General features: G+C 39.7%; 23 protein-coding genes and 2 rRNA genes. 12 read left to right on the top strand and 13 right to left on the bottom strand.

What is annotated here, in order from left to right; translation table 11 throughout:
• Positions 1 to 297: 297 nt before the first annotated feature.
• The 5 genes from AC0JIQ_RS15500 to cysK all read left to right on the top strand — a co-directional run bounded on the left by AC0JIQ_RS15500 (position 298) and on the right by cysK (position 5,989).
• Positions 298 to 3,188, top strand: a 23S ribosomal RNA gene (locus AC0JIQ_RS15500).
• 159 nt (positions 3,189 to 3,347) lie between these two features.
• Positions 3,348 to 3,462 (top strand): 5S ribosomal RNA (rrf, locus tag AC0JIQ_RS15495).
• Positions 3,463 to 3,605: 143 nt separating this feature from the next.
• Complete coding sequence (locus AC0JIQ_RS15490) at positions 3,606 to 4,106, top strand: hypothetical protein (protein WP_346511831.1); 501 nt, start codon at positions 3,606 to 3,608, stop codon at positions 4,104 to 4,106.
• A gap of 112 nt (positions 4,107 to 4,218) precedes the next feature.
• Positions 4,219 to 4,878, top strand: a complete 660-nt coding sequence (locus AC0JIQ_RS15485; RefSeq protein WP_474202153.1) for a hypothetical protein — start codon at positions 4,219 to 4,221, stop codon at positions 4,876 to 4,878.
• A 109-nt stretch (positions 4,879 to 4,987) separates the two neighbouring features.
• A complete protein-coding gene (gene cysK, locus AC0JIQ_RS15480) occupies positions 4,988 to 5,989 on the top strand; it encodes a cysteine synthase A (protein ID WP_474202152.1) in 1,002 nt (333 codons plus the stop codon).
• Positions 5,990 to 6,050: 61 nt separating this feature from the next.
• Here the strand turns inward: cysK and AC0JIQ_RS15475 are convergent, their stop codons facing one another.
• From AC0JIQ_RS15475 to AC0JIQ_RS15455, 5 genes are all read right to left on the bottom strand, one after another.
• Entirely contained in the window at positions 6,051 to 6,530 is a 480-nt protein-coding gene (locus AC0JIQ_RS15475) for a lytic transglycosylase domain-containing protein (RefSeq protein ID WP_474203280.1), read from the bottom strand.
• A gap of 399 nt (positions 6,531 to 6,929) precedes the next feature.
• On the bottom strand, positions 6,930 to 7,493 hold the full coding sequence (locus tag AC0JIQ_RS15470; protein WP_474202151.1) for a lytic transglycosylase domain-containing protein: 564 nt from the start codon (positions 7,491 to 7,493) through the stop codon (positions 6,930 to 6,932).
• 188 nt (positions 7,494 to 7,681) lie between these two features.
• Positions 7,682 to 7,912: a DUF2798 domain-containing protein gene (locus AC0JIQ_RS15465; protein ID WP_004659510.1), complete on the bottom strand. Its 231-nt coding sequence runs from the start codon at positions 7,910 to 7,912 to the stop codon at positions 7,682 to 7,684.
• A 4-nt stretch (positions 7,913 to 7,916) separates the two neighbouring features.
• On the bottom strand, positions 7,917 to 8,480 hold the full coding sequence (locus tag AC0JIQ_RS15460; RefSeq protein ID WP_005218812.1) for a flavodoxin family protein: 564 nt from the start codon (positions 8,478 to 8,480) through the stop codon (positions 7,917 to 7,919).
• Positions 8,481 to 8,483: 3 nt separating this feature from the next.
• On the bottom strand, positions 8,484 to 8,981 hold the full coding sequence (locus AC0JIQ_RS15455) for a DUF2938 domain-containing protein (protein ID WP_474202150.1): 498 nt from the start codon (positions 8,979 to 8,981) through the stop codon (positions 8,484 to 8,486).
• Between the two features lie 81 nt (positions 8,982 to 9,062).
• On the opposite strand from AC0JIQ_RS15455, the gene AC0JIQ_RS15450 reads away from it, so the two are divergent.
• The 6 genes from AC0JIQ_RS15450 (at position 9,063) to AC0JIQ_RS15425 (ending at position 16,114) form a co-directional block, all read left to right on the top strand.
• On the top strand, positions 9,063 to 9,467 hold the full coding sequence (locus AC0JIQ_RS15450; protein WP_005218810.1) for a helix-turn-helix domain-containing protein: 405 nt from the start codon (positions 9,063 to 9,065) through the stop codon (positions 9,465 to 9,467).
• 117 nt (positions 9,468 to 9,584) lie between these two features.
• Entirely contained in the window at positions 9,585 to 10,838 is a 1,254-nt protein-coding gene (locus AC0JIQ_RS15445) for an esterase-like activity of phytase family protein (protein ID WP_474202149.1), read from the top strand.
• 78 nt (positions 10,839 to 10,916) lie between these two features.
• Positions 10,917 to 12,152 carry an MFS transporter gene (locus AC0JIQ_RS15440; RefSeq protein ID WP_474202148.1) on the top strand — a complete coding sequence of 412 codons (1,236 nt, stop codon included), beginning with the start codon at positions 10,917 to 10,919 and terminating at the stop codon, positions 12,150 to 12,152.
• 65 nt (positions 12,153 to 12,217) lie between these two features.
• The gene (locus AC0JIQ_RS15435; RefSeq protein WP_474202147.1) at positions 12,218 to 12,727 is read left to right on the top strand and encodes a hypothetical protein; all 510 of its coding nucleotides are present in this window, start codon (positions 12,218 to 12,220) and stop codon (positions 12,725 to 12,727) included.
• Between the two features lie 166 nt (positions 12,728 to 12,893).
• Positions 12,894 to 15,275 (top strand): YgiQ family radical SAM protein, encoded by a 2,382-nt coding sequence (locus tag AC0JIQ_RS15430; RefSeq protein ID WP_346511822.1) that lies wholly within the window; start codon positions 12,894 to 12,896, stop codon positions 15,273 to 15,275.
• A gap of 305 nt (positions 15,276 to 15,580) precedes the next feature.
• Positions 15,581 to 16,114, top strand: coding sequence for a DUF2726 domain-containing protein (locus AC0JIQ_RS15425; protein WP_004659496.1), 534 nt, complete (start codon positions 15,581 to 15,583; stop codon positions 16,112 to 16,114).
• Between the two features lie 4 nt (positions 16,115 to 16,118).
• Here the strand turns inward: AC0JIQ_RS15425 and AC0JIQ_RS15420 are convergent, their stop codons facing one another.
• From AC0JIQ_RS15420 to creC, 4 genes are all read right to left on the bottom strand, one after another.
• Complete coding sequence (locus AC0JIQ_RS15420) at positions 16,119 to 16,472, bottom strand: RidA family protein (RefSeq protein WP_005218802.1); 354 nt, start codon at positions 16,470 to 16,472, stop codon at positions 16,119 to 16,121.
• Between the two features lie 81 nt (positions 16,473 to 16,553).
• On the bottom strand, positions 16,554 to 16,751 hold the full coding sequence (locus AC0JIQ_RS15415) for a hypothetical protein (protein ID WP_034600758.1): 198 nt from the start codon (positions 16,749 to 16,751) through the stop codon (positions 16,554 to 16,556).
• A gap of 62 nt (positions 16,752 to 16,813) precedes the next feature.
• The gene (creD, locus tag AC0JIQ_RS15410; protein WP_474202146.1) at positions 16,814 to 18,226 is read right to left on the bottom strand and encodes a cell envelope integrity protein CreD; all 1,413 of its coding nucleotides are present in this window, start codon (positions 18,224 to 18,226) and stop codon (positions 16,814 to 16,816) included.
• A gap of 75 nt (positions 18,227 to 18,301) precedes the next feature.
• Positions 18,302 to 19,768 carry a two-component system sensor histidine kinase CreC gene (creC, locus tag AC0JIQ_RS15405; RefSeq protein WP_474202145.1) on the bottom strand — a complete coding sequence of 489 codons (1,467 nt, stop codon included), beginning with the start codon at positions 19,766 to 19,768 and terminating at the stop codon, positions 18,302 to 18,304.
• Positions 19,769 to 19,848: 80 nt separating this feature from the next.
• Here creC and AC0JIQ_RS15400 point away from each other — a divergent pair, with 80 nt between their 5' ends.
• Positions 19,849 to 20,706, top strand: coding sequence for a hypothetical protein (locus AC0JIQ_RS15400; RefSeq protein ID WP_474202143.1), 858 nt, complete (start codon positions 19,849 to 19,851; stop codon positions 20,704 to 20,706).
• Here AC0JIQ_RS15400 and creB read toward each other — a convergent pair whose 3' ends face one another.
• The 4 genes from creB to AC0JIQ_RS15380 form a co-directional block, all read right to left on the bottom strand.
• Positions 20,707 to 21,423, bottom strand: coding sequence for a two-component system response regulator CreB (gene creB, locus AC0JIQ_RS15395; protein WP_474203279.1), 717 nt, complete (start codon positions 21,421 to 21,423; stop codon positions 20,707 to 20,709).
• Positions 21,424 to 21,719: 296 nt separating this feature from the next.
• Positions 21,720 to 22,775 (bottom strand): DNA polymerase IV, encoded by a 1,056-nt coding sequence (gene dinB, locus AC0JIQ_RS15390; protein WP_474203278.1) that lies wholly within the window; start codon positions 22,773 to 22,775, stop codon positions 21,720 to 21,722.
• A 1-nt stretch (position 22,776) separates the two neighbouring features.
• Entirely contained in the window at positions 22,777 to 23,538 is a 762-nt protein-coding gene (locus tag AC0JIQ_RS15385) for a glycoside hydrolase family 25 protein (protein WP_474202142.1), read from the bottom strand.
• 14 nt (positions 23,539 to 23,552) lie between these two features.
• Positions 23,553 to 24,521, bottom strand: coding sequence for a hypothetical protein (locus AC0JIQ_RS15380; protein WP_474202141.1), 969 nt, complete (start codon positions 24,519 to 24,521; stop codon positions 23,553 to 23,555).
• Between the last annotated feature and the right edge of the window lie 2 nt (positions 24,522 to 24,523).

Here is a 24,523-nt window from a genome sequence, read left to right as displayed (position 1 = left end):
GAATACAGTCCAAGTTGACTGGTTTATTAATCTCTGTGATTTATCACAGTTTACTGCTCACCGACGAGGTGGTAGTTAATCATTAACAGATTAGAAAATTGAGTCTGAAATAAATTGTTCACTCATTTGTTCGAAAGAACAAAATGAGAACTAGCAAAAACACTGAATCAAGCGTTTTGGTATATGAATTTAGATTGAAGCTGTATGGTGATTAAGTTCACAGACAACGAATAGTAGCAATTAAGTTTGCAACGCTAACACTCACTTGTATGTGTTAACGACTGTTTGGGGTTGTATAGTCAAGTAATTAAGTGCATGTGGTGGATGCCTTGGCAGTCAGAGGCGATGAAAGACGTAATAGCCTGCGATAAGCTCCGGGGAGGCGGCAAATATCCTTTGATCCGGAGATTTCTGAATGGGGGAACCCACCCGCTATAAGGCGGGTATCATAAGCTGAATACATAGGCTTATGAAGCGAACGAGGGGAAGTGAAACATCTCAGTACCCTTAGGAAAAGAAATCAATTGAGATTCCCTTAGTAGCGGCGAGCGAACGGGGAGCAGCCCATTAAGTTGTGTGTGTTCTAGTGGAACGCTCTGGGAAGTGCGAACGTAGAGGGTGATATTCCCGTACACGAAAGGGCACACACAATGATGACGAGTAGGGCGAGGCACGTGAAACCTTGTCTGAATATGGGGGGACCATCCTCCAAGGCTAAATACTCCTGACTGACCGATAGTGAACCAGTACCGTGAGGGAAAGGCGAAAAGAACCCCTGTGAGGGGAGTGAAATAGATCCTGAAACCGCATGCATACAAGCAGTGGGAGCCGACTTGTTCGGTGACTGCGTACCTTTTGTATAATGGGTCAGCGACTTATATTCAGTAGCGAGGTTAACCGTATAGGGGAGCCGTAGAGAAATCGAGTCTTAATAGGGCGTTTAGTTGCTGGGTATAGACCCGAAACCAGGCGATCTATCCATGAGCAGGTTGAAGGTTGGGTAACACTAACTGGAGGACCGAACCCACTGTCGTTGAAAAGCCAGGGGATGACTTGTGGATAGGGGTGAAAGGCTAATCAAGCCTGGTGATAGCTGGTTCTCCCCGAAAGCTATTTAGGTAGCGCCTCGGACGAATACCATTGGGGGTAGAGCACTGTTTCGGCTAGGGGGTCATCCCGACTTACCAAACCGATGCAAACTCCGAATACCAATGAGTACTATCCGGGAGACAGACTGCGGGTGCTAACGTCCGTAGTCAAGAGGAAAACAATCCAGACCGCCAGCTAAGGCCCCAAAATCATAGTTAAGTGGGAAACGATGTGGGAAGGCATAGACAGCTAGGAGGTTGGCTTAGAAGCAGCCACCCTTTAAAGAAAGCGTAATAGCTCACTAGTCGAGTCGGCCTGCGCGGAAGATGTAACGGGGCTAAAACTATGTGCCGAAGCTGCGGATTTGACATTAGTCAAGTGGTAGGGGAGCGTTCTGTAAGCCGATGAAGGTGTATTGAGAAGTATGCTGGAGGTATCAGAAGTGCGAATGCTGACGTGAGTAACGACAAAACGGGTGAAAAACCCGTTCGCTGAAAGACCAAGGGTTCCAGTCCAACGTTAATCGGGGCTGGGTGAGTCGACCCCTAAGGCGAGGCCGAGAGGCGTAGTCGATGGGAAATTGGTTAATATTCCAATACTTCTGTGTAATGCGATGAGAGGACGGAGAAGGTTAAGTCAGCCTGGCGTTGGTTGTCCAGGTGGAAGGTTGTAGGCATGTATCTTAGGCAAATCCGGGGTACTCTATGCTGAGAACTGATAGCAAGCTGTACTTGTACAGTGAAGTGGCTGATACCATGCTTCCAGGAAAAGTCTCTAAGCTTCAGTTACACAGGAATCGTACCCGAAACCGACACAGGTGGTCAGGTCGAGTAGACCAAAGCGCTTGAGAGAACTCTGCTGAAGGAACTAGGCAAAATGGTACCGTAACTTCGGGAGAAGGTACGCTGCTGACGGTGATGGGACTTGCTCCCTGAGCTATTGGCAGCCACAGAAACCAGGCCGCTGCAACTGTTTATTAAAAACATAGCACTCTGCAAACACGAAAGTGGACGTATAGGGTGTGATGCCTGCCCGGTGCTGGAAGGTTAATTGATGGGGTTAGCGTAAGCGAAGCTCTTGATCGAAGCCCCAGTAAACGGCGGCCGTAACTATAACGGTCCTAAGGTAGCGAAATTCCTTGTCGGGTAAGTTCCGACCTGCACGAATGGCATAATGATGGCGGCGCTGTCTCCAGCAGAGGCTCAGTGAAATCGAAATCGCTGTGAAGATGCAGTGTACCCGCGGCTAGACGGAAAGACCCCGTGAACCTTTACTGCAGCTTGACATTGAACTTTGACCTTACTTGTGTAGGATAGGTGGGAGGCTTTGAAGTTGGAACGCTAGTTCCAATGGAGCCGTCCTTGAAATACCACCCTGGTAATGTTGAGGTTCTAACTCTGCCCCGTAATCCGGGGCGAGGACCATGTCTGGTGGGTAGTTTGACTGGGGCGGTCTCCTCCTAAAGAGTAACGGAGGAGTACGAAGGTGCGCTCAGCGTGGTCGGAAATCACGCGTAGAGTATAAAGGCAAAAGCGCGCTTAACTGCGAGACCCACAAGTCGAGCAGGTACGAAAGTAGGTCTTAGTGATCCGGTGGTTCTGTATGGAAGGGCCATCGCTCAACGGATAAAAGGTACTCTGGGGATAACAGGCTGATACCGCCCAAGAGTTCATATCGACGGCGGTGTTTGGCACCTCGATGTCGGCTCATCTCATCCTGGGGCTGAAGCAGGTCCCAAGGGTATGGCTGTTCGCCATTTAAAGAGGTACGCGAGCTGGGTTTAGAACGTCGTGAGACAGTTCGGTCCCTATCTACCGTGGGCGCTGGAAATTTGAGAGGATCTGCTCCTAGTACGAGAGGACCAGAGTGGACGAACCTCTGGTGTACCGGTTGTGACGCCAGTCGCATCGCCGGGTAGCTATGTTCGGAAGGGATAACCGCTGAAAGCATCTAAGCGGGAAGCCTACCTCAAGATAAGATTTCCCTAGGAATTTATTCCTCTAAAGAGCCGTTCGAGACTAGGACGTTGATAGGTTGGGTGTGGAAGCACGGTGACGTGTGAAGCTGACCAATACTAATTGCTCGTGAGGCTTGACTATACAACACCCAAACAGTTGTTGTATTCAAGATAAATTCAATACATAACTTGATTTAGTGTGAAAACTAGTTACAATACAGACCCAATAATCTAATCCGTTAATAACTCTTTCGGTAATAAGTGGCAAAAAACGTAAGACCACCGAAAGCCAAAACAGTTTGCTGGCGACAATAGCAAGAGTGAACCACCTGATCCCTTCCCGAACTCAGAAGTGAAACCTCTTAGCGCTGATGGTAGTGTGGCGTTTGCCATGTGAGAGTAAGTCATCGCCAGCTTTTAAATTCAAACACCCCCTCCGCTAATGCTGAGGGGGTGTTTTTTATCGTGGGGAGAAATATAGTGGAATAAGAAAAAATATTGTACATAGTTGTAGTATATTTCGCCCATATATGAAACAAATAGTATTTAAAGAGCAAATATGGTTTATAAATTAAGTGATCAGTTAGATCATATGGGTAATTCCCAGTATATTTTTGAAGCTTATAATAAATATTTAAGAGAAAATCGAAATAAATTACCAACGAGTGTTCTAGATCTTATTGCTTCCGAGCATTGGCATGGCGGAAGTGGCTCAACGGCTCCATATTATTGTGAGTTACAGAATATTGAGATCATTGATTTTGGAAAAGAAACAGCTCACCTTATCCTTACATTAATTAAGAAAGACCATCGAGACTATAAAGAAAAGCCTTTTCGACTTAAATTGATTTATCAAGGTTTGCTAGAACTTAATATTCCCCATCAAAAAGATATCTCAGTAAATCCCTTTATGTGGCGTTATGATGAGTTTTTATTTTTTGATCCATGGAGTGGTTATGAACATAATGAGAAAATGTTCACTCATAATATTGAATGGGTAGGGAAATATGTCTGGTCTATTACAGCAAAAGACTTAATTGCTACTTGGGAAGAGCTATAAAAATTGAGAAAGCTATTTATTTGTATTTAAAGCAGACAGTATCTTATGATTGAAAAGCTGATCAATCTCAAGATTTGGATTATTTATAATTAAGAGAGAAATAATTAAAACTATGGACCTACTGCAAGCAGATTTAAGTGATTTGTCAGAGCCAATGGCTGAGATGTTAAGGAAGCAGGGAGCTAAGGAAACGTTTAATTGGTTAATTGATATTTTAATCCAACAAAGTACAGCCCTTAGATCATCTAACTCTAAATTATTAGCATATACAGGTTGTTCTGAAGCTATTGATTGGATTGAAAATAATATTGAATCTCCATTGTCAACTCATTGGGGAGAGGGTGCTGCTTTATTAGGAGTGCCCTGGAGTAAAGTAAAAGAGTGGTTAGGTTCTGATAAAAACAAAAAGATAATGGCTTTAGATACTTTATATACATATAGATTACCAGCTCAGAATATGGCACCACTGACACAAATTATAGCTCCAGTACTTGAAGGTGCTCCCTCGTTGGAGGAGTTTGAATTAACTCTAGATTTACTATTAGAGCAAGGAGCTAATCCAAGAATGCACCAAATGGTTGAAGCAATAAAAAACCATGCTTTAGAGATACTTACACCTAGAGAAAGAGGTGTTTTAGTTAGAGATCTACCAAAAATTTTTCTCGACCCTGAAGATTTTCATGGCTCTAAAACAGTTTTAGTACGTCATCACAAGGTGATATCTAGTATGCGAGAGAAACTTAATAATATTGTGAATAATTTTAAGCATTAGAATAAAGCTAAGTACTTAATCTGAAGTACTAAAGTTTTTCCACTATCATCATGAGTGTAGCCAGTTTTATAATGCTTAAGAATCATTCCAAATCTAATAAGGAAATAACATGTCTACCGATCAACAATTTCCAACGCCTGCCAACTTAGGTATAGCAGTTTACTCGAATAATGCAGAAGCCATAGGCAATACACCCTTAGTTCGTATCAATCGTTTGATTAAATCAGATGCTACAGTATTGGCAAAAGTTGAAAGCCGCAATCCTGCATTTTCAGTAAAATGCCGTATTGGTGCAGCGTTGATTGCGGATGCGGAAAAACGTGGTGTACTTAAAACGGGTATGCATATTGTTGAACCGACTAGTGGTAATACAGGTATTGCTTTAGCATTTGTTGCAGCAGCAAAAGGTTATCCTATTACTTTAACTATGCCAGCAAGTATGAGCTTAGAGCGCAGAAAAGTATTAAAAGCTTTAGGGGCGAATTTGGTTTTGACCGAGCCTGCTAAGGGTATGAAAGGTGCTGTTGACGAAGCCGTCCGTTTAGCGACTGAAAATCCTGAGCTTTATTTCCTACCACAACAGTTTGAAAACCCAGCCAATCCACAAATTCATACAGACACCACTGGTCCTGAAATTTGGCAGGCAACTAATGGTCAAGTGGATATCTTGGTTGCTGGTGTAGGTACAGGTGGTACGATTACAGGGATTTCTCGTTATTTTGAGCAAATTCAGAATAAGCCACTGTATTCAGTTGCGGTTGAACCAGCGGAATCACCAATCATTACCCAAACTAAAAATGGTGAAAGCATCACACCAGCACCGCATAAAATTCAGGGGATTGGTGCGAATTTTATTCCTAAAAACCTAGACCTAGACTTGGTCGATGAAGTGTTGCCAGTGAATAGTGCGGATGCGATTGAGTGGGCAAGAAAATGTGCAACGCAAGAAGGAATTTTAGTGGGTATTTCAAGCGGTGCAGCATTGGCGGCGGCAGCACAAATTGCTGAACGTCCTGAAAATGCAGGCAAAACGATTGTTGTAATTTTACCTGATAGTGGTGAGCGTTATTTGTCTTCAGTGTTATTTGAAGGTTTGTTTGACGAAGCGTAATTTCATTATTCAGCCAATAAAAACCATGCCTAAGAGCATGGTTTTTTATTTACTCTTTATTTTATAGGGCTTTTTTTAAGGTTTTTTCATGACGTTTTACTGAACGAGCATACTTTTTACCTTTATGGCGTGTCCAGAAACTTCGTTCATAACCTGATGGCCCAACATTATAATACGCTACGGCTTTTGACCAACTGCCAGCTGATTTATAATAGGTCGATAGGATATATGCACCGCAATTAATATTAGTATTTTCATCATAAAGATTGCCTGGACAAGACTGGCGCCAATGAGTCGAAACTATTTGAGTTAAACCGATCGCACCTGTAGGGGAGCGTGCTGAACTATTATAATTTGATTCTTGGCGAATGAGCGCAGCGAGTAAAGTGGGTGATACATCATAACGCTCTGCATTTTGCACGATCATTGGGGATAAGCGATTTGCTGTATTTGGAGAAACAGAATAGGCTGTTTGTAGTCCAGATGACAACTGAGTAGAGCGATTGGCGAATGATCCGCTTAAACTGCTACACGCAGCCATACTGATTGCAATCACGATCAACCCTAGCTTTAAAGTAAATCCATATAGATTTTTTATAAGTTTGTTGTGGTCTTTATGAATGAATATGCGTTGCAAAATAATGAACCGTTCCGATGAAGTTAGATGGATGGTATTAACCACGAATAAATGAGTCAATAACAGTTACTTTATGATCATGTGAATATCTCTTTATCAATAGAAAAAGCCCCGACATCCTGTCGAGGCTTTTTCATATTTGGTTTCTTGCCGTTAACTCCTGTCAACGACCACATCCTGTGTTTCTTGTTGTTCTGAATGAGACATCCTATCTCTTTATGATTCATATCATAGATAATTAAACTTTAGTCGTATATTCGCTAATTACCCCAACTCGCGTACGTTTAAACGTACATGATGTAACTATAGTGCTTCCTTTAATGTTTTTTCATGGCGTTTTACTGAATTTGCATATCGATGTGCTTGATTCCTCATATAAACACTGTTTTTGTAACCTGTAGGGCCAACATTATAGTAGCCTAATGCCGTCATCCAATCTCCAGTTGCTTGATAGTATTTGGCGAGAATATAAGCTCCACAATTAATATTAATTTGTTCATCATAAAGATTGCCTAAACAAGTTTGTTGCCAAAACTTGGGACGAACTTGGGTCAAGCCAACAGCATTGGCTGAAGATGTCGCATGTGTAATATAGCTTGATTCTTGTCGAATTAATGCGGCAAGTAAATGTGGGGAAATATTATAAGATTCAGCACTTTGTAAAATCATTGGAGCAACACGATTTGCAGTTGTCGGATGAACTGAAAAAGCATTTTGAATGCCTTTTGAAAATTGCTGGGTGTGATTGATGGTGGCTACTTTTGTATTTGTACAAGCCGCAGTTATACAGCTGCTAAATAGAATAATACACAAGTTAATGAAGGTGGTTTTAGATAAAGAAAAATGAAAGAAATTTTGAGTCATCATTGAGAGGAAAAGTGATCCAGCATATAAAAGCTAGCGGATAATAGAAAACACGTTGTTTTAGATCAATAATGCTTAGTTGGCAAAAAGGTTTGCTTTTTATATCTCAGACTTGACTCAATCCTTTAGAGCAAGCTTCAACATTAAGTCAAAGCTTGTCTATTTGATTAGATTCATCAACTCTCTTTAGATTAGTGCCTTAATTTTGCAGTTTTAATAATCCAAGCAACCAGTTTTTGGGCGATAGGCGCACAGATTAATACACTTGGGAAGGCAAACATCCATGCGATGATCCATGCTGACATCCACATCGAAAAGAAATGATTGACCAATCCCACTGCTTTAAAGGTGGTGATGCCTGAGATGATGAATGACATCATACAAGACAAAATAAGTGGAAATAGTAATGTGGCTGCTTTCACTGGATCACCTCTGAATTGTATTTAACTGCAAAGCAAAGTTTTGCCCGAATAACCGAGCGGTTTTAATATCACCGAAATCAAAAGCATTTGCTGCGCTAGCATGCTCTGCTTGTGCCATAAGTCCAGACCATGATCCTAGACGATTTGCAGCTTCGGTGTAAGCGATTCCTTGATGCTGTTCAGGTAAAATCGGATTACCCATCCATAACATTCCGTGTTGCATACAAAATGTAAAAAGTGAAATCAACGTTGATTGTTTATCGCCTGCTGGGAGTGATGAAACGGTGAATCCTGCTGCTAGTTTGCCTGTAAGACTCTGTTTTTTCCATAAACCTCCTGTCATATCCATTAATTGTTTTAATGTGCCTGAAACGCCGCCTAAATATGTCGGGCTCCCCCAAATGAGTCCATCATATTGTATGAGAAGCTCTGGTTTAGACATTAATGATTCAGCAGTAAATAAATCGATTTCTATACCCTTGATTTGTGCAGCGCCGATTTGGATTTGTTCGGCGATAAATTGCGTATGTCCCTGACGGCTATGATAAATAATTGCAATCGTTTTCATGATTCAGTTCTCAATTAAAAAATTTAATAATTTAGCGGTGAGGAATAATCCAAATCCGAAGATACTGTGATTAATCAAACTCTTAATACGATTGATAAAAGGGTGTGGTGTTTTAGATGCAGCCACACCAGAACCTATTGCGGGTTGCATAATCAAGAAAGGAATCAAAACCGTAATGACACCAAATAAGAGTGCAGGTAATAATTGCGGTTGTGAGAGCCAGTTTTGTCCAACGATCAAAATAAAGCTGAAAGCAAAAATAATTCCAACACTGTAGTGTGCAACCCAACCGATTAGAGCTTCATGTCGAATTTCAGGACTATGAGCAATTGATTTGTGTTGAATTTTTCCACGAAAAATCCACCCGACCCATCGACCGAGTAAGGCAAAATTTAAGCTTGGGATATTGAATTTTTTTAATATCAATAACCAAAGATCCATGATCAGTGTTGCGCCAATTCCGAGACTCAAAATGCAGAGCAATATTTTAAAAATATTCATTTCACCACCTTGATCTTTTCCAAATAAAAGTTGATAAATTTATTGTGCAAGTTCAAGTCAACTTTAAGTCAAGAGGTATTTATGGATATTGGTGAAGTTTCAAAAAGAGCACATGTCACAACATCTGCATTGCGCTTTTATGAAGAGAAAGGATTGATCAAATCGATAGGACGACATGGTTTGCGGCGACAATATGGAAAACAGGTATTAGATCAATTGGCTTTAATTGCATTAGGTCGAGCAGCTGGTTTTTCTCTGGATGAGATTGCAAGCATGTTTGGACAAGATGGGAAACCTGAACTTGATCGGAAAATGTTGAAAGACAAAGCGGAACAATTGGAACAAATGACAAGACGTTTACATTTTATCAGTGAGGGGCTAAAGCATGCTGCTGTATGCCCTGCAGAGAATCATATGCAGTGTCCAACCTTTCAAAATTTTTTAAAAGCAGCGATTTCAGGCGAATATCAACCCACTAAGTTATAGGGAGGACACACTCTAAGGAAATGTCATTATTTCGCCATAAAGATTTCATTTTATTGCAGTCAAAGCGTCATCAAAGCTTGGTTAAATTTTTTCTAATTTTACCAAACGTATAAAATTATGAACAAGAAAATTTTAGTGATGCTTTTGTGTTGTAGTGCTTTGGGTTTAAGCGCTTGTAATGATGATAATCATCAAGATCAAACGGCTTCTACAGATAAAGTTACTGAACCAACGCTTATCGCTTTTGCCAAACTTCCTGTAGCAACTTATGCGGTAGGACCTGATTCTGGTAAAGCAGCGAGTGGCGCGAATGGTATTTATCCTCCATTTAAAGGGCAACCTGTGCAAGGCTTCTCTGCTGCTTTAAAAAATGATGATGATAGTTATATGGCGATGGCAGATAATGGCTTTGGTACACAAGACAATTCCGCTGATTTCTTATTACGCATTTATAAGATAAAAGCTGACTTTAGAACCAAAACCAAGGGCACAGGGCAGGTTACTGTACAAAGCTTTATTCAGTTACGTGATCCTAATAAACGTATTTCTTTTGAGATCGTGAATGGAAATACCGCAGACCGCTTATTGACGGGAGCGGATTTTGATCCTGAATCGATGCAACGTGCGGCCGATGGGACGTATTGGATTGGGGATGAATTTGGTCCTTATCTGTTACATTTTTCTGCACAGGGAATATTGTTAGATGCACCTATTCCACTACCAAATCCATTAAATTCAACGCAAGAATTGCGTTCACCACAAAATCAGTTCAATAAAGCCAATATCAACTATGTTGAACCTTTAGTCCAACGAAGTGGTGGTTTTGAAGGTATGGCGATTTCACCTGATGGTAAATATTTATATCCATTGCTTGAAAAACCCTTGGTGAATGATGCTACAGGACAACTTTTAATCTCTCAATTTGATCTACAGAAAAAAGCATATACTGGACAATACTATTGGTTTGCTTTGAACAGTAAAGCCACTAACATTGGTGATTTCCAATTATTTAATGACAAAGAAGGTATCATCATTGAACGTGATGCAAGTCAAAATAATTTAGGCGGTTATAAGAAGCTGATTCGTATGAAATTTAACGAACCGAAACAAGCGGTTGCACGTGAAGATCTCGTCGATTTAATCAAAATATCTAATCCGAATGCTCTTTTTGGTACAGTACGAGAAGGAGATATTGGCACAGGTTCTGTATTTGCTTTCCCATTTGAAACCATTGAAGATGTGATTATTGAAAATGGTACAACGTTGACTGTATTGAATGACAATAACTTCCCAGGATCATCAGGACGCAATGCGAAACAAGCTGATGATAATGAAATTATTCAAATCCGTTTACCAAAAGCATTATTTTAAACGTCGGGTAAAATTAGCCGAAATGATCATTCCGCATTTTGGCTGAAAGCGTATACTGTTCAGGCATAAGGAGTCCTCATGTCTGAATCAGTTACACGTCCAACCCATATCGAATATGGTTCAAAATCGTTTACTGCGATTTTATGGTCTTTATTTTTTGCTGGTTTTGCATCCTTTTCATCGTTGTACTGTGTACAACCGATGATGCCGATTTTTGCAGACTTCTTTCATGTTAGCCCGACCCACAGTAGTTTTCCACTCTCTTTTTCGACCATTGCATTAGCAATAGGTTTACTGTTCACCGGCTTTATTTCTGATCGTTTTGGACGTAAACCGATCATGGTTTGTGCCTTATTCCTCGTTTCGATTCTCTTATTGATTAGTGCTTCGTTTCCAATTTGGGAGATTTTTCTCAGTACTCGTATTCTCATTGGTTTAGCCGTGAGTGGGGTCGCAGCCGTTGCAATGACTTATATCGGCGAAGAAATTGCGCAGAAAGATATCGGTTTTGCGATGGGATTGTATATCTCTGGCACAGCGATTGGCGGCATGGGCGGACGTTTAATTGCAGGGGTATTGGTTGACTTCATTTCTTGGCAATCTGCTACCTATATCATTGGTTTTCTAAATTTTATTATTGCTTGTCTATTTTATTTATTGTTGCCCAAATCACAGCATTTCAAGCCATTTCCATTCCGATTTTCACGTTTTAAAGCTGCTTTTGAGCAGAATTTAAAAGACTCCAAATTACAAATTTTATTTGCCCAAGGCTTTATTTTAATGGGCTGCTTAGTCACGGTCTTTAACTATATCAGTTATCACTTATTAGAAGCTCCGTTTCATCTATCGCAAACATGGATCGGTTTGATTTCAATTGCTTATCTGGCAGGGATTTATAGTTCACCTAAAGCCGCACAATGGGGCTTTCAGTATGGACGCGCTAAAGTATTACCTGTTTTATTGTTTAGTATGATTATAGGTTTATTTATTACACTTATCTCATCAATATGGGCAATTCTGTTGGGTCTTACCATTTTTACCTTTTCATTTTTTGCGGCACATTCGACAGCCAGTAGTTGGGTATCCGTTCAGGCGGTACAATATCGCGCAGTTGCCTCTTCACTTTATCTCTTTTGCTATTACATGGGCTCAAGTTTGCTGGGCAGTAGTGGCGGCTTGATTTGGGAAAACTTTGGTTGGGTGGGGATTAATTTGAGCGTAGGTATCGTTTTAGTGATTGGTTTTGCGCTCGCGATACATTTAATGAAAATAAAACGACAACTAAAGTCGCATAAACTTGATAAAAGTCATTGAAATTTAGTAGGTTAAGCAAGTGCATCATTGGGCATATATATCATCTTAAAATTGGGGAAAATAAGATGGAATTACATAGTCGTGTTTATTATAAACATCCTGACTCAACAATCATGGGACAATTAGAGGTCTTATTTACGACACATCACGGAGATGAAGAAAAGTTCATTCAGACAGCTTTACTCATTAATCCGCAAGCGGATGAGATTACTCAACAGCTAGTTGATTTGATTGATTCGATTGAACATGATCTTGCGCCAGAGACATTGCACTATGTTGATGGGTTTGCTGTACTAGATTTTACACATGGCTCAAATGGCGATGAAAACATTGAAAATATTTTATTATTTTTAAAAGGATTATTACCTGATATTCATGCACAAGCTTGGGGTTGTGGTGATGATGATCCATGGGAGTTTTGGTTCAAATTTAATGGCGATGAGCTTATCCGTGAAGATGATGAACCATTGAATGATCCTGATGAAGATGAAGAAATTAAAGCTTCTATTTATACGTGGTGGCATCAAGATTTACCTTCTGGAATTAAAGAAGGCTTCTTGAACGAAGAAGAGTAATTATCAACATCTTATGATGCTATTTCCTCAATAAGTTACAAATACTTTTTGGGGAAACGCTTCTGTTTGTTTTTTGATCTATAAAAATGAATTGAATTCATGCTAAAATGATCGGCTTTCATCTTTAGATGTCTCTCCTCCATCTGCTAGCCGAGATTCGCAAGCCATGTCTACTGCCTACACTATGCAGACCGCGCCAAAAGCGCTGTTTGATTACGACAAATATTGGGCGTCGTGTTTTGAACCCGCACCATTTTTGCCGATGTCACGAGAAGAAATGGATCAACTCGGCTGGGATGCGTGTGACTTTATTTTGGTTTGTGGTGATGCCTATATTGACCATCCATCTTTTGTCTCGGGCGTAATTGGGCGTGTACTTGAAGCACAAGGTTTTCGTGTCGGCATCATCGCGCAACCAGACTGGACCAACGCAGAGAGCTTCCGCGTTCTAGGCAAGCCAACCATTGCATGGGGCGTGACCGCAGGGAATATGGATTCAATGATCAACCGTTATACGGCAGATCGTAAAATTCGTTCCGATGATGCCTATTCGCCAAACAATGAAGCAAATAAGCGCCCAGATCGTGCAGCAACAGTTTACTGTCAGCGTTGCCGTGAAGCTTTTCCTGACGTTCCTGTCTTACTCGGTGGTATTGAAGGAAGCTTGCGCCGTATTGCACATTATGATTATTGGTCTGACAAAGTTCGCCGCTCTATTTTGATGGACTCAAAAGCTGATCTATTGATGTATGGTAATGGCGAGCGTGCGATTATCGATGTGATGCATCGTTTAGCCAAAGGTGAGAAAATCCACGAAATTACAGATGTTCGTGGTACAGCATTTATTATTAATAAGCATAATAAAGCATCTAAAGCCAAATTCGTTGAAATTGCCAGTAATGACGTGGATACCATTGGACGTGTCGATCCAATTATTAATCCTTATGTCATGACTGAAGATATTGATGGCTGTGAAGTTGAAAAAGAAAAAGGTAACTCGCTAGCGCAGTATCAAAACTTCCAAAAAGAAATCGTTGCCAATCCAATCGTGCGTGAAGGCGATCAGCTCGATCCAGATACACAGATTGTGCAGTTAAAGCCTGCGCCATCAAAAGCGATTAAACATAAATTACCTCCACGTGAATTGGCAGTGATTCGTTTACCTTCTTTTGAAGCCGTTGCTGATGATCAGGTGCTTTATGCCCATGCCAACCGTATCTTGCATCTTGAAACCAATCCGGGTAATGCACGTGCCTTGGTGCAGCGTCATGGTGAGCGGGACGTCTGGATCAACCCACCACCAATTCCTCTGACCACTGAGGAAATGGATTATGTGTTTGATTTACCCTATGCACGTTTACCGCATCCTTCTTATGGAAATGCACGTTTCCCAGCCTTTGATATGATCAAATTCTCGGTCAATATCATGCGTGGTTGTTTTGGTGGATGTACCTTCTGTTCAATTACTGAACATGAGGGTCGTATTATTCAAAACCGTTCTGAAGATTCAATTTTACGTGAAATTGAAAAAATCCGTGATACTGCGCCAAACTTTACCGGAATTATTTCGGATTTAGGTGGCCCAACGGCAAACATGTATCGTTTGCACTGTAATGATCCTGAAATTGAAAAGAACTGTCGTAAGCCATCTTGTGTTTATCCAGGGGTTTGTCAAAACCTACATACTGATCATGCACCTCTTGTTCAGCTTTATCGTAAAGCGCGTGAAATCAAAGGTGTGAAGAAGATTTTGATTGGTTCTGGTCTACGTTATGACCTTGCGGTATTGAACCCTGAATATGTGAAAGAATTAGTACAGCATCATGTTGGTGGCTATTTAAAAATTGCACCTGAGCATACTGAACAAGGTCCATTGTCGAAGATGATGAAACCTGGAATTGGGACGTATGACCGCTTTAAACAAATGTTTGAGCGTTTCAGTAAGGAAGCAGGTAAGGAACAATATCTCATTCCATATTTCATTGCAGCGCATCCGGGTACCACCGATTATGACATGATGAACTTGGCGATTTGGTTGAAGAAAAATGGTTTCCGTGCTGATCAGGTACAAACCTTCTACCCATCACCAATGGCCACTGCGACCACGATGTACTACACAGGCAAAAATCCATTGTCTAAAGTGGCACGTTATACTGAAAATGTCGATATCGTGAAAGGTGAAAAGCGTCGCCGTCTGCATAAAGCATTCCTGCGTTATCATGATCCAAATAACTGGCCTTTGTTACGTGAAGCACTGAAAGAGATGGGACGTTCGGATTTAATTGGTAATTCGAAGCAGCATCTGATCCCAACCTATCAGCCACAAGGTACGGCTGAAGGTGAATATAAATCGGCACGTAAAAAGAACTCAACTGTTGCAGGTGATTCAGCGAAACGTGGTCAAGCGCAATCTCAGCCACAATCAGGTCAGAAACGTCCACAAAAAGGGCAGATCTTAACGCAACATACAGGTTTACCACCACGTGAAACGGGCGACAAAAAACCATTCTCAGGAAAACCAAAACCTAAAGTGAAGTCAAAGCGTTAAATGAATAAAAAGAAGGCATCATTCATGATGCCTTCTTTTTTATACATAAATGCTAGGGTAGTCACAATCTAGTTATAAAAGTACAATTTATCGAAACATATACTGACAATATCTGCTTGAATATTTGCCTACTGATGATTATAAATATAGATGCACGATGCTTTTACGACTTTGGTCGACGAGGGAAACACGATTAAAAAAATTTAAGTTACACTGCTAAAATGACTTTAACTATCGTTGTTACTGATTAAAAAAATGGCTCAAAGCCAAAATGATTATAAAAAATCTAAAGGGATTCGTTAGAAATGTATTATTTCATAACAATAGTTGGATTGCTGTTGATTACAGCACTTGTGTTTCGACGCCTACATCCTAATCGGCGTCAAGATAGTCCATTAAAACGCCGTGGTATTCTCAATATTTCTGAGCAAATTACCTTGATGCGTTTACAAGCTGTATTACCTCGTCATACCATTTTGGCGCATGTTTCTTTTGATGCGCTATTAACAACAAAATTTGCGCATACGCGCCGTAAATATCAAGGTTTAGTTGCTGATTTTGTCGTACTCGATCAGCAACATCAAGTGCTTGCAATTATTGAGATTGCAGACGAGTCATATGTGAATCGTCTGCATCAAAAGCATTATCAAGACAGCTTATTAGAATTAGCGGGTTATCGAGTATTGCGCTATAGCAGTATTCCAACGGAGCAAGAGTTACGTGAGAACTTAGTTCCTGATCTATTTGAACCGATCATGCCTGTTTCAATCACAGCAACCACAATGCCGCACACGGAACGAGTTATGAAATATAATGTTCTAGCAGCAAAATCATCTTAATTGATTATGGACGTACTGCTGTTACGGTCATTTCAACTAAAACATCAGGTGCATACAGTTTAGATTCTACGCAGGTACGTGCTGGGGGATGACCTTCAGCAATCCATGCATCCCAAACCGCATTCATTGCTGCATAATCTTGTTCAATGTCTTTTAGAAAAATAAGTACAGATAAAATATGCGTTTTGTCTGTACCTGCTTCTGCGAGTAAACGATCGATATTATCTAAAGTTTGTTGTGTTTGTGCAGTAACATCGACACTGGTATCATCTGCTAGTTGACCTGCTAAATGAACTAAATTTCCTGAAATTGCGACTTCGCAATAACGTGAAGTGACATGCAGTCTTTGCACAGTCATAAAGAATTACCTAATTAAAATGGATAACTAGAATTGTACTTGATGACATTTTGTTGCTGTGTAATTTTGTTTAAACCCAACTCAATAAGTTTCTATTTCCATCAAATTCCGCTGTTGAAAAAACAAAATACAATGTTGTTGTGGACAAATAATCATATTACCGAGGTTAAGAAATTGGATTTTGGCTTGGCGTAGCCGATTTAGACAAGTTGCGATAGAACTGTGCATTGGGCAGAGCTGTTTTATTTGGCTTAATGCTGAATAAGTAGTTTGGTACATCATTTTATTCCTATCAATATGATTTAGTGCTTGGGCGAAATGAGAATTTCACCCAACTCGATTTATATGGTTTGTTGTTCTGATTGATACCAATTGACATGACGAGTAATAAACATGACGCAGGCGATAAGAATGAAGGAAAGAATAGAACCAAATAAAAAGGTTTTACCGCTAGATTGCAGAAGTAGATACATCATGCCGTATAGCGTACTCAGCAAAAGACCAAATAGAAATGCTGCTTTATAACCTTGAACAACAAAGTACAAATACCATGTAATTAAACTGATACAGGCAATTGCAGCGACCAGATAAGCCCATGCAAAAGCATAGTATTCGCTGATTGAAAGTAACAATACAAAGAACACGCCTTGTGCCATAGCAACTAACGCATATTGGACAGGGTGAATTTTAAGGCTTTTTAAGACCTCAAATAAGAAGAAGCACCCAAAGGTAATAATAATGATCATGATGCCGTATTTAATGGCACGATCAGTTTGGGTATATATATTAATGGGTTCCAAAAACTGAGCAGAAATTCCTGAAACATTGGCTGTAGATGTATCTTTAGCAGCATAGGCAGCATAGGCAGCATCTACAGCACTGACAGGATAGCTTTGATTGTTGAGAAGTTGATAAAAGCATTGGCTGTTTTCACACATGGAAATTCTGTCTAAATTGCGTTTGCCTAAAGCGATATTCTTCCAGTTTGCTTGGAATTGTTGTTTTTTACGGGGTTTTTGAAACGGCAAACTTTGTCCATCATATTTGACATCGCCCCAGTTACCTGCGGCTTGATAGGTCATTTCATTACTGGTGGGGAGAAATGTAAATTTATTGAGTCCTTCTAGCTTGAATTGTAGATTAAATTTAAACCCTTGTTGAAATTTTTGGATTAACTCAGGATATTGCTTTGCTGTGATATGCATCAAATCAAAACCTTGCTGACCTTGGCTTTGTTCAGCAAAATCGAATTTATAGGCTTTGCCATCAATATTAAACATGGGTTTGGCATTTAACCCACGTGCATCCTGAATTGGGAAAATAATTTCAGCCTGATCCCAGAGATAGTTGCGTTGAGATTCATTGCCGACCGCTTTAAATACCCCTTTACCAGACATCGTATTCTGATAGCTGATGGCTTTATAAATATTACGTTTGTAAGTACTGTCTGATACGTCAAATTGTGCTGTCCAGTCTGCTGTTTCTGCCCCTAAACTAACAAAAACGGTTTGAGTACAATCATAGGTCTTCTTTTCTTGATTGGTACATGTGGTTTGAACTTGATAAGGAAGTTTTAAATAAGGTGCAATGACTTGCTGTGGTCGAATTTGTTCATTGGCAATGTCCCGAATTACTTGTTGTTGATAGCTTTGGCGTTCGTTTACCAAATTTGAAATAAAGAAAAGACCAATATAAAAAACCAAAATTAGGAACAGAATTGCTGCTATTTTCAGATAAATAAAATTATGGCGCATGGTGGAATCCATTGTCATTGTGATATGACAAGTATCCTGAATCGAGATGCGCTTCGGATGAGTTTCGCTTGAAGCTTATGTGAAGTTTGTATGAAGTTTCAGAGTGACCAGTACGCCAGAACGATGATTTTCTAAGAAATTGGGAGCGTTAGCTGAGATATTTTGAATGCTAATTTTGCCTTGATGTTGTTGAATAATTTGCTGCACGATACTAAGACCAATTCCTGTACTTCGTTGTTGATTATGTGGACGTGGCAGCGAAAAATAAGTCTCAAAAACACGCTTTAAGGCGTATTCAGGAATCGCTTCAGCTTCATTAAACAAGGAAATTTCAATACTGTTCGTAATGCTATGCTCTTTCAATTGAACGGCAATCAAACCTTGTTCAGGGCAGAAATCTCTCGCATTATCCAATAGATTGTTGAGGGCTTGTTTTAACCAAAATGGGTCAGCAAAAATTGAGCAATATTCAGGAAGATCAAGCCTTAGCTGTATTCGTTTACGCTGTAATACACTTTGTTGTTGCTGAAAACATTGTTGAATCAGTGCGCTTAGATTGAGCATTTGAAATTCTAAAACATGCTGATTTTTTTCAAGTCGTGTCAGTAATAGCATGCGTTCAATTAGGGACTGTAGACGCTGACCTTGTTGCACAATATGTGTTGCAAATTGCTGTTGATCTTCTAAAGGTAGATCATCCTGTAATAATTCTGCACTGGCTTGAATGGCAGTTAGTGGGCTTTTCAACTCATGAGTAAGCGTATTGACATAATTTTCGACGTAGGCACGATCTTCCAACTTTTCCCGCATGTCACTTAGGGCTTGGGTCACTTGATTTAGTTCTTTGGCAGAATAGAAAAACGGTGCTTGATTCACAGGCGCAAGTGCTTGGGCATAGCGTCGTACTCTATCAATACTATGTTTAAGCCAATAAGCCACCATGCTGGCAAGTAATAAGCTGAGTGCTGCGATCCAAAGTGCTTGATGAATGAGTTGTTGTTCGGCACGTTCAATATAAGGTTGTACGGATTGATTAGGCTTCCCGATACTCAACACACCGAGCAACTGTTGCTGATAAATAATCGGTGCGGCAATGTGCATGACACTACTATTGCGATCATTGGGGTTGGTTGCGGTAGAACGTGCGCCATATTTGCCACGTAAGGTTAAATAAACGTCATTCCATTTAGAGTAATCTTGTCCAACCGCTTTCCCTTCGGAATCATAAATCACAATACCATGCTGATCAGTAATATAAAGCTGTTGGTTAATTTGATTTTTTTTATGTTGCCAAATCGTCGCATCAAGTTGACGCGATAATGCAGCTTGAATCTTCTGATCAAACTCTAGGGTATTTACTTGTTGTTGATGAACATCTTCGGCAATGAGTTGCGCAATAATATTGGCATTTTCAGCCAGTGTATCTTCAACCACTTGTCGTACATTGGGTTTGACTTGTTGGGTGAGGGTATAAGCAATAAAACTGAGACTCAGTACCACCACCAAGCTAAAGAAAAACCAAATGCGGATAAAGATGGACATAATAAAAGTGTGGTTCTAATTGCTGTGCGTTATTTTAATCTTATTAAAAATAAATAGCGTTGCTAAATTGAAAAATAATTGTGAGCACATTAATATTTATTACTATAATTTTTACAAATGATAAAGCTAAGGAAATAATTTTGAATAAGATAATCTTTATTTTTAGTTTCTTATGTAGCTCAGGCTGCTTTGCAATTAACCCAGACCAAGAATATATGATGTTTTTAAAAAAGTATGAGCAATTATCTAATATGATGAATCTTGACGGGCTAGAAATGTATGCAGATGATGCAAAAGTTCATTCAAAAGAAATTTCAGCCGATGGTATAGAGCGGACAATGAGCATGTCTGGTAAAAAATTAAAAGAACTAGTGAATCAAAATATAGATATTCTAAGAAATATGGCCTATCAAACGAATTTTAGTAATGTGAAAATTATTAGAAATACAGATTCTGCAAAAATATTAGCAACGAAATATAGTAATAAAGATTGTTACTCTGATGCAGATTATTATATGGTTGTTTCAAGAAAAGCTGATAAAAAACTTTATATTACAGAAGAATATTTTACAGTTTCACCAAAGAACTTATGTGAGAAAGGCATTAAAGATGATTTGGCTTTACAATTATCTTTAGGTGCTAATATGATGAAAAATAAACTACCTATGAAGGTAGATAGAGAAACAAGTTTAGAAGATGTAATTGCGAAAGATAAACAACTAACTTTTATCTATCGATTAATCCATTTTACATCGAATGATCTACCTTCTAATTGGATAGAAGTTAATGGTGTTCCACAAATTATAAAAGGTGTCTGCGCTGATACAAAAATGAAAGACCTTTTAGATAAAGGCGGTGAAATCAATCTTAAATATTATTATTCAGATAATACTGAAGCAACTAAAATAAAATTAAATAGGAATGACTGTAGTATTTAATCAACTTTGAACTAAACTATACCCAAACCCTCGATGCGTTCGAATAGGATCATCGGGGGTAATCTGTTTAAGCTTTTGCCTTAAACTTTTAATATGCGTATCCACTGTTCGTTCCAAACTATGCTCAGGATGTTCCCAAATATGATCCATGAGTTGCTGACGGCTAAACACTTGTTCTGGATGCTGAATCAGTAAAAATAACAAACGATATTCATATCGCGTCAGTTGCAGCATTTGCCCATGATATTGAATTTGTAGAGATTGTGGATTACATATCCATGTAGCTGAGTGTAGACTAATTTCTGTTTGAATGGTTGGTGGTTGTGGTGGAATATTTTGCGTTTGCACTTCCATTCTGCGCCATATTGCTTTAATTCTTGCCACAATTTCACGTGCGCTAAAAGGTTTGGTACAATAATCATCAGCACCAATTTCTAAACCGACAACTCGATCAATTTCATCATCGCGAGCGGTTAAAAATAATAAAGGTGTTTGATATTTTTTACGCAGTTGTTTGCAGACTTCAAAACCATTGAGATCAGGTAAACCTACATCTAAAATAATAAAATCAAAAGTCTGTTGAGAGAGTAAATCGAGTGCTTGCGTTCCTGTATTTGCCCAACTGACACTCCATCCTTCACGTTCAAGCGCATAACGTAGTGGCAACACAATTGCGGCTTCGTCTTCAATACAGAGAATTTGTTTTTGATTCATAATAATCAGTAATCAATATTTTCTAATTTTATGATGTTAGTTTAACTGAAGTCTGGATCGAGAGAACTAATGTTGAGAATTTTTATAAAAGATAAATAAGAAAAGGACACCTGAAGTGCCCTGTAATATTCGGATTTGATCGTCACGCTAACCACAGGAGCAAATGCTAAAAGCGAGGATTTCTTTAGCAAGGGCAAGCAACAAGGATAATGTTACCGCGCCGCCTAGAGTACTGAAAACCGCATAAAAAGCAAACATAAATTTTAGTTTGGGATATGCTTTTGTGTAAAAAAACGCCACTACCATAAAGAAAGTTGAGATTCTTGTTGCATGAGTTGTAATTGATAGACGCCAACACCGACTAAGCGGAATTGAAAAGTCGGGTCAATATGCATTTCATTCAGTAGTTGAAAGATGACTTGTGCTAAGTCTTGTTCAGATTGTAGTGCTTGTTTGAAGCTTTTACTGTGTTGTAAAACCTGAAAGTTTTTAAGTTTAAGTTTTACATTGACTCCTCGAGCAGTTAATTGTTTTTTATTTAGACTACGCCATACTTGCCCAGCTAGGGGTTGCCAAGTGTGATGACATTGTTCAAGTGTATAATCATCATCAAAAGTGATCTCTTTTGATATTTGTTGGCGTTCTCGCTCAGCTTTGACGGGACGATGGTCAATCCCTTGAGCATATAAATACAGTTGTTTTCCGTATTTGCCAAAATGATGAATAAGTATATTTTCTTCTATTTTTTGTAGGTCACCGAGCGTGTGTAAATTTAGTTGACTTAATTTTTCTTGAGTGACTTTACCGACCCCTGGAATTTTATTGAGGGCTAAATCCTGAATAAAATTGAGTACCTGATGGGGTTTTATCACAAATAAACCATTAGGTTTGTTCCAATCAGAGGCGATCTTTGCCAAAAATTTATTGGGAGCTACACCAGCGGACGCAGTGAGTCCTGTCACCGCAAAAATATCAGCACGAATGTGTGCAGCGACCTCAGTCGCACTCGGAATGTTTTTTAGATTCTCAGTCACGTCTAAATAAGCTTCATCTAATGAAAGTGGTTCAATCAGAGGGGTGTATTGTTGGAATATCTGATGAACTTGTGCTGAGACGTCACGATATTTTTCAAAATTAGGCTCAATCACGATAACCTGTGGGCAGAGTTTTTTGGCTTGTCCCATCGACATCGCCGAGCGTAGGCCAAATACGCGAGCGGGGTAGGATGCTGCAGCAATTACAGCACGAGGGTGGTGTGATGAAATCACTACAGGCAAGTTTTTGAGATCAGGGCGTTCTCTGAGTTCGACCGATGCATAAAAGGCATCCATATCAATGTGGATGATTTTGCGCAGTTCACTTGGCATCTACGATGCCTTGTTGTTTTAAAAAGATTCTCCACTGTTTCGGTGACTCTGCATAGACATTCAGATCAACAGGTTTGGGAATTCCATCTATGTTTCCACTTTGGCTATGTTGCCAAAAGAGCCATTGTCGTCCATCTTTTAATTCAGGTTTACCCTCATAATCTCTCACCCATAATGGGGTATTGCTAAAATTACCCATCAAGACAATGTGGTAAAAAGTCTTGGAAATATAAAAAATAGGTTGTTTGCCATAATGTTTATGGAGTTGATCACTCATGATCTGAATTTCTTTGAGTAACTGCTCTTTGGTATAGGTATTAATGCAATTACTATCATATTCAAGATCAATCACAGGCGGTAAGGCATCTGCTTTCTTTGGCACAGTAGCGATAAAATTTTCAGCCTGAACGGTGCCATCACGGCAGAGACGGTAGAAATGATACGCACCGACATGTAAACCTCTTTCACGTGCTTTGAGCCAATTCTGCTGAAAATTTTGATCTTTGAAATCGCCACCTTCGGTGGCTTTGAGATACACGAATTGGTATTGCATCGGAGAGATCTTTTTCCAGTTAATCTCACCTTGATGATGTGATACATCAAATCCACGGATTGAATAGTCTTGTGCTACGGCTTTTTGTTGATAGAACAATCCAAAATAACTGACGATACCGAGCATCACTGTTAAAGCAATACTAGTCAGTGCTGGATAATGCTGAGAGACAGGATACTTCGGTATTTTCTTTGCCATAATGAGGTTTTGTACTATGCAATATCGAGTTGAGTGCTAGATTTACAGTATTCGTCATGCAGCGATTGTACTCGTTTTGCTTTCTCATGAATCGTTTGACTACCGAATTGTTTTATAAATCTACATGAAGCGTAATGTCTAGCATGTTGCTCGTAGTGCCGTACCCAACTTTCTCGTTGTGCTAAGCGTTCATCCTTGACAGGCCAAACACCTTGGCGTAAACGCTCAACCCCAATGCGCCACGGTTTAGGGCTAATTCGTGCACGGAAGCAATTTTGATTGCGACACATCAGATCATAATGCGGATCGGCATAAATAGCATGAAATAAGGTCTGCGCATCCTCACCTCGAGGTTCAAAGGTTTGATGCATCACCAAAACACGATAACCTTTTGGTGTGCGATAAACACGTAAATGCCATGTAGGATGATGTTGAGAAAAAGTTTTAATTTTCTCTAAGGCCTGTTGCTCTGGCGTTCCAGTGAATTTCGATTGCAGTTTGAACAAACATTTACTGATCCAGGGCGGCAATAATAGTGATACTACGAACCCAAGCCCAAAGATGAGCCACGAACTAAAATAGACAGCGCACAAGCTTGAGATAACCAGTAATAGAAAAAATACCGTCATGTAAAGTTTAGAGCTAGGATGATAGATAAAATCAATATCTGCAAATAACACATCAGGTGTATTTAAACATAAAGCCCCATAGGTGTTGCGCGTGATAATCACATCATTATGTTGTGCAACAATCTCTTCTCGGATCGGGAGACCTTCAGCACCGTTATAGGCAACTTTATGATCGATTCTGCGAATATTTTGATCTACTTTTATTTGCTCAATCGCTGCTATAACACGTTGTTCAGCATGTATTTGCGCTGCCTCAAGGCTTTGATCTGACCAACCAAAGCGTTTGATGGTGTACTGTTTTCCTTCAAATTTTGTTTTTGTTTTCGCTTCAGCCCAATACTTTGGAATAATCATCT

The organism is Acinetobacter sp. FB (assembly GCF_056033405.1).
This window is presented reverse-complemented; position numbering and strand designations above follow the sequence as displayed.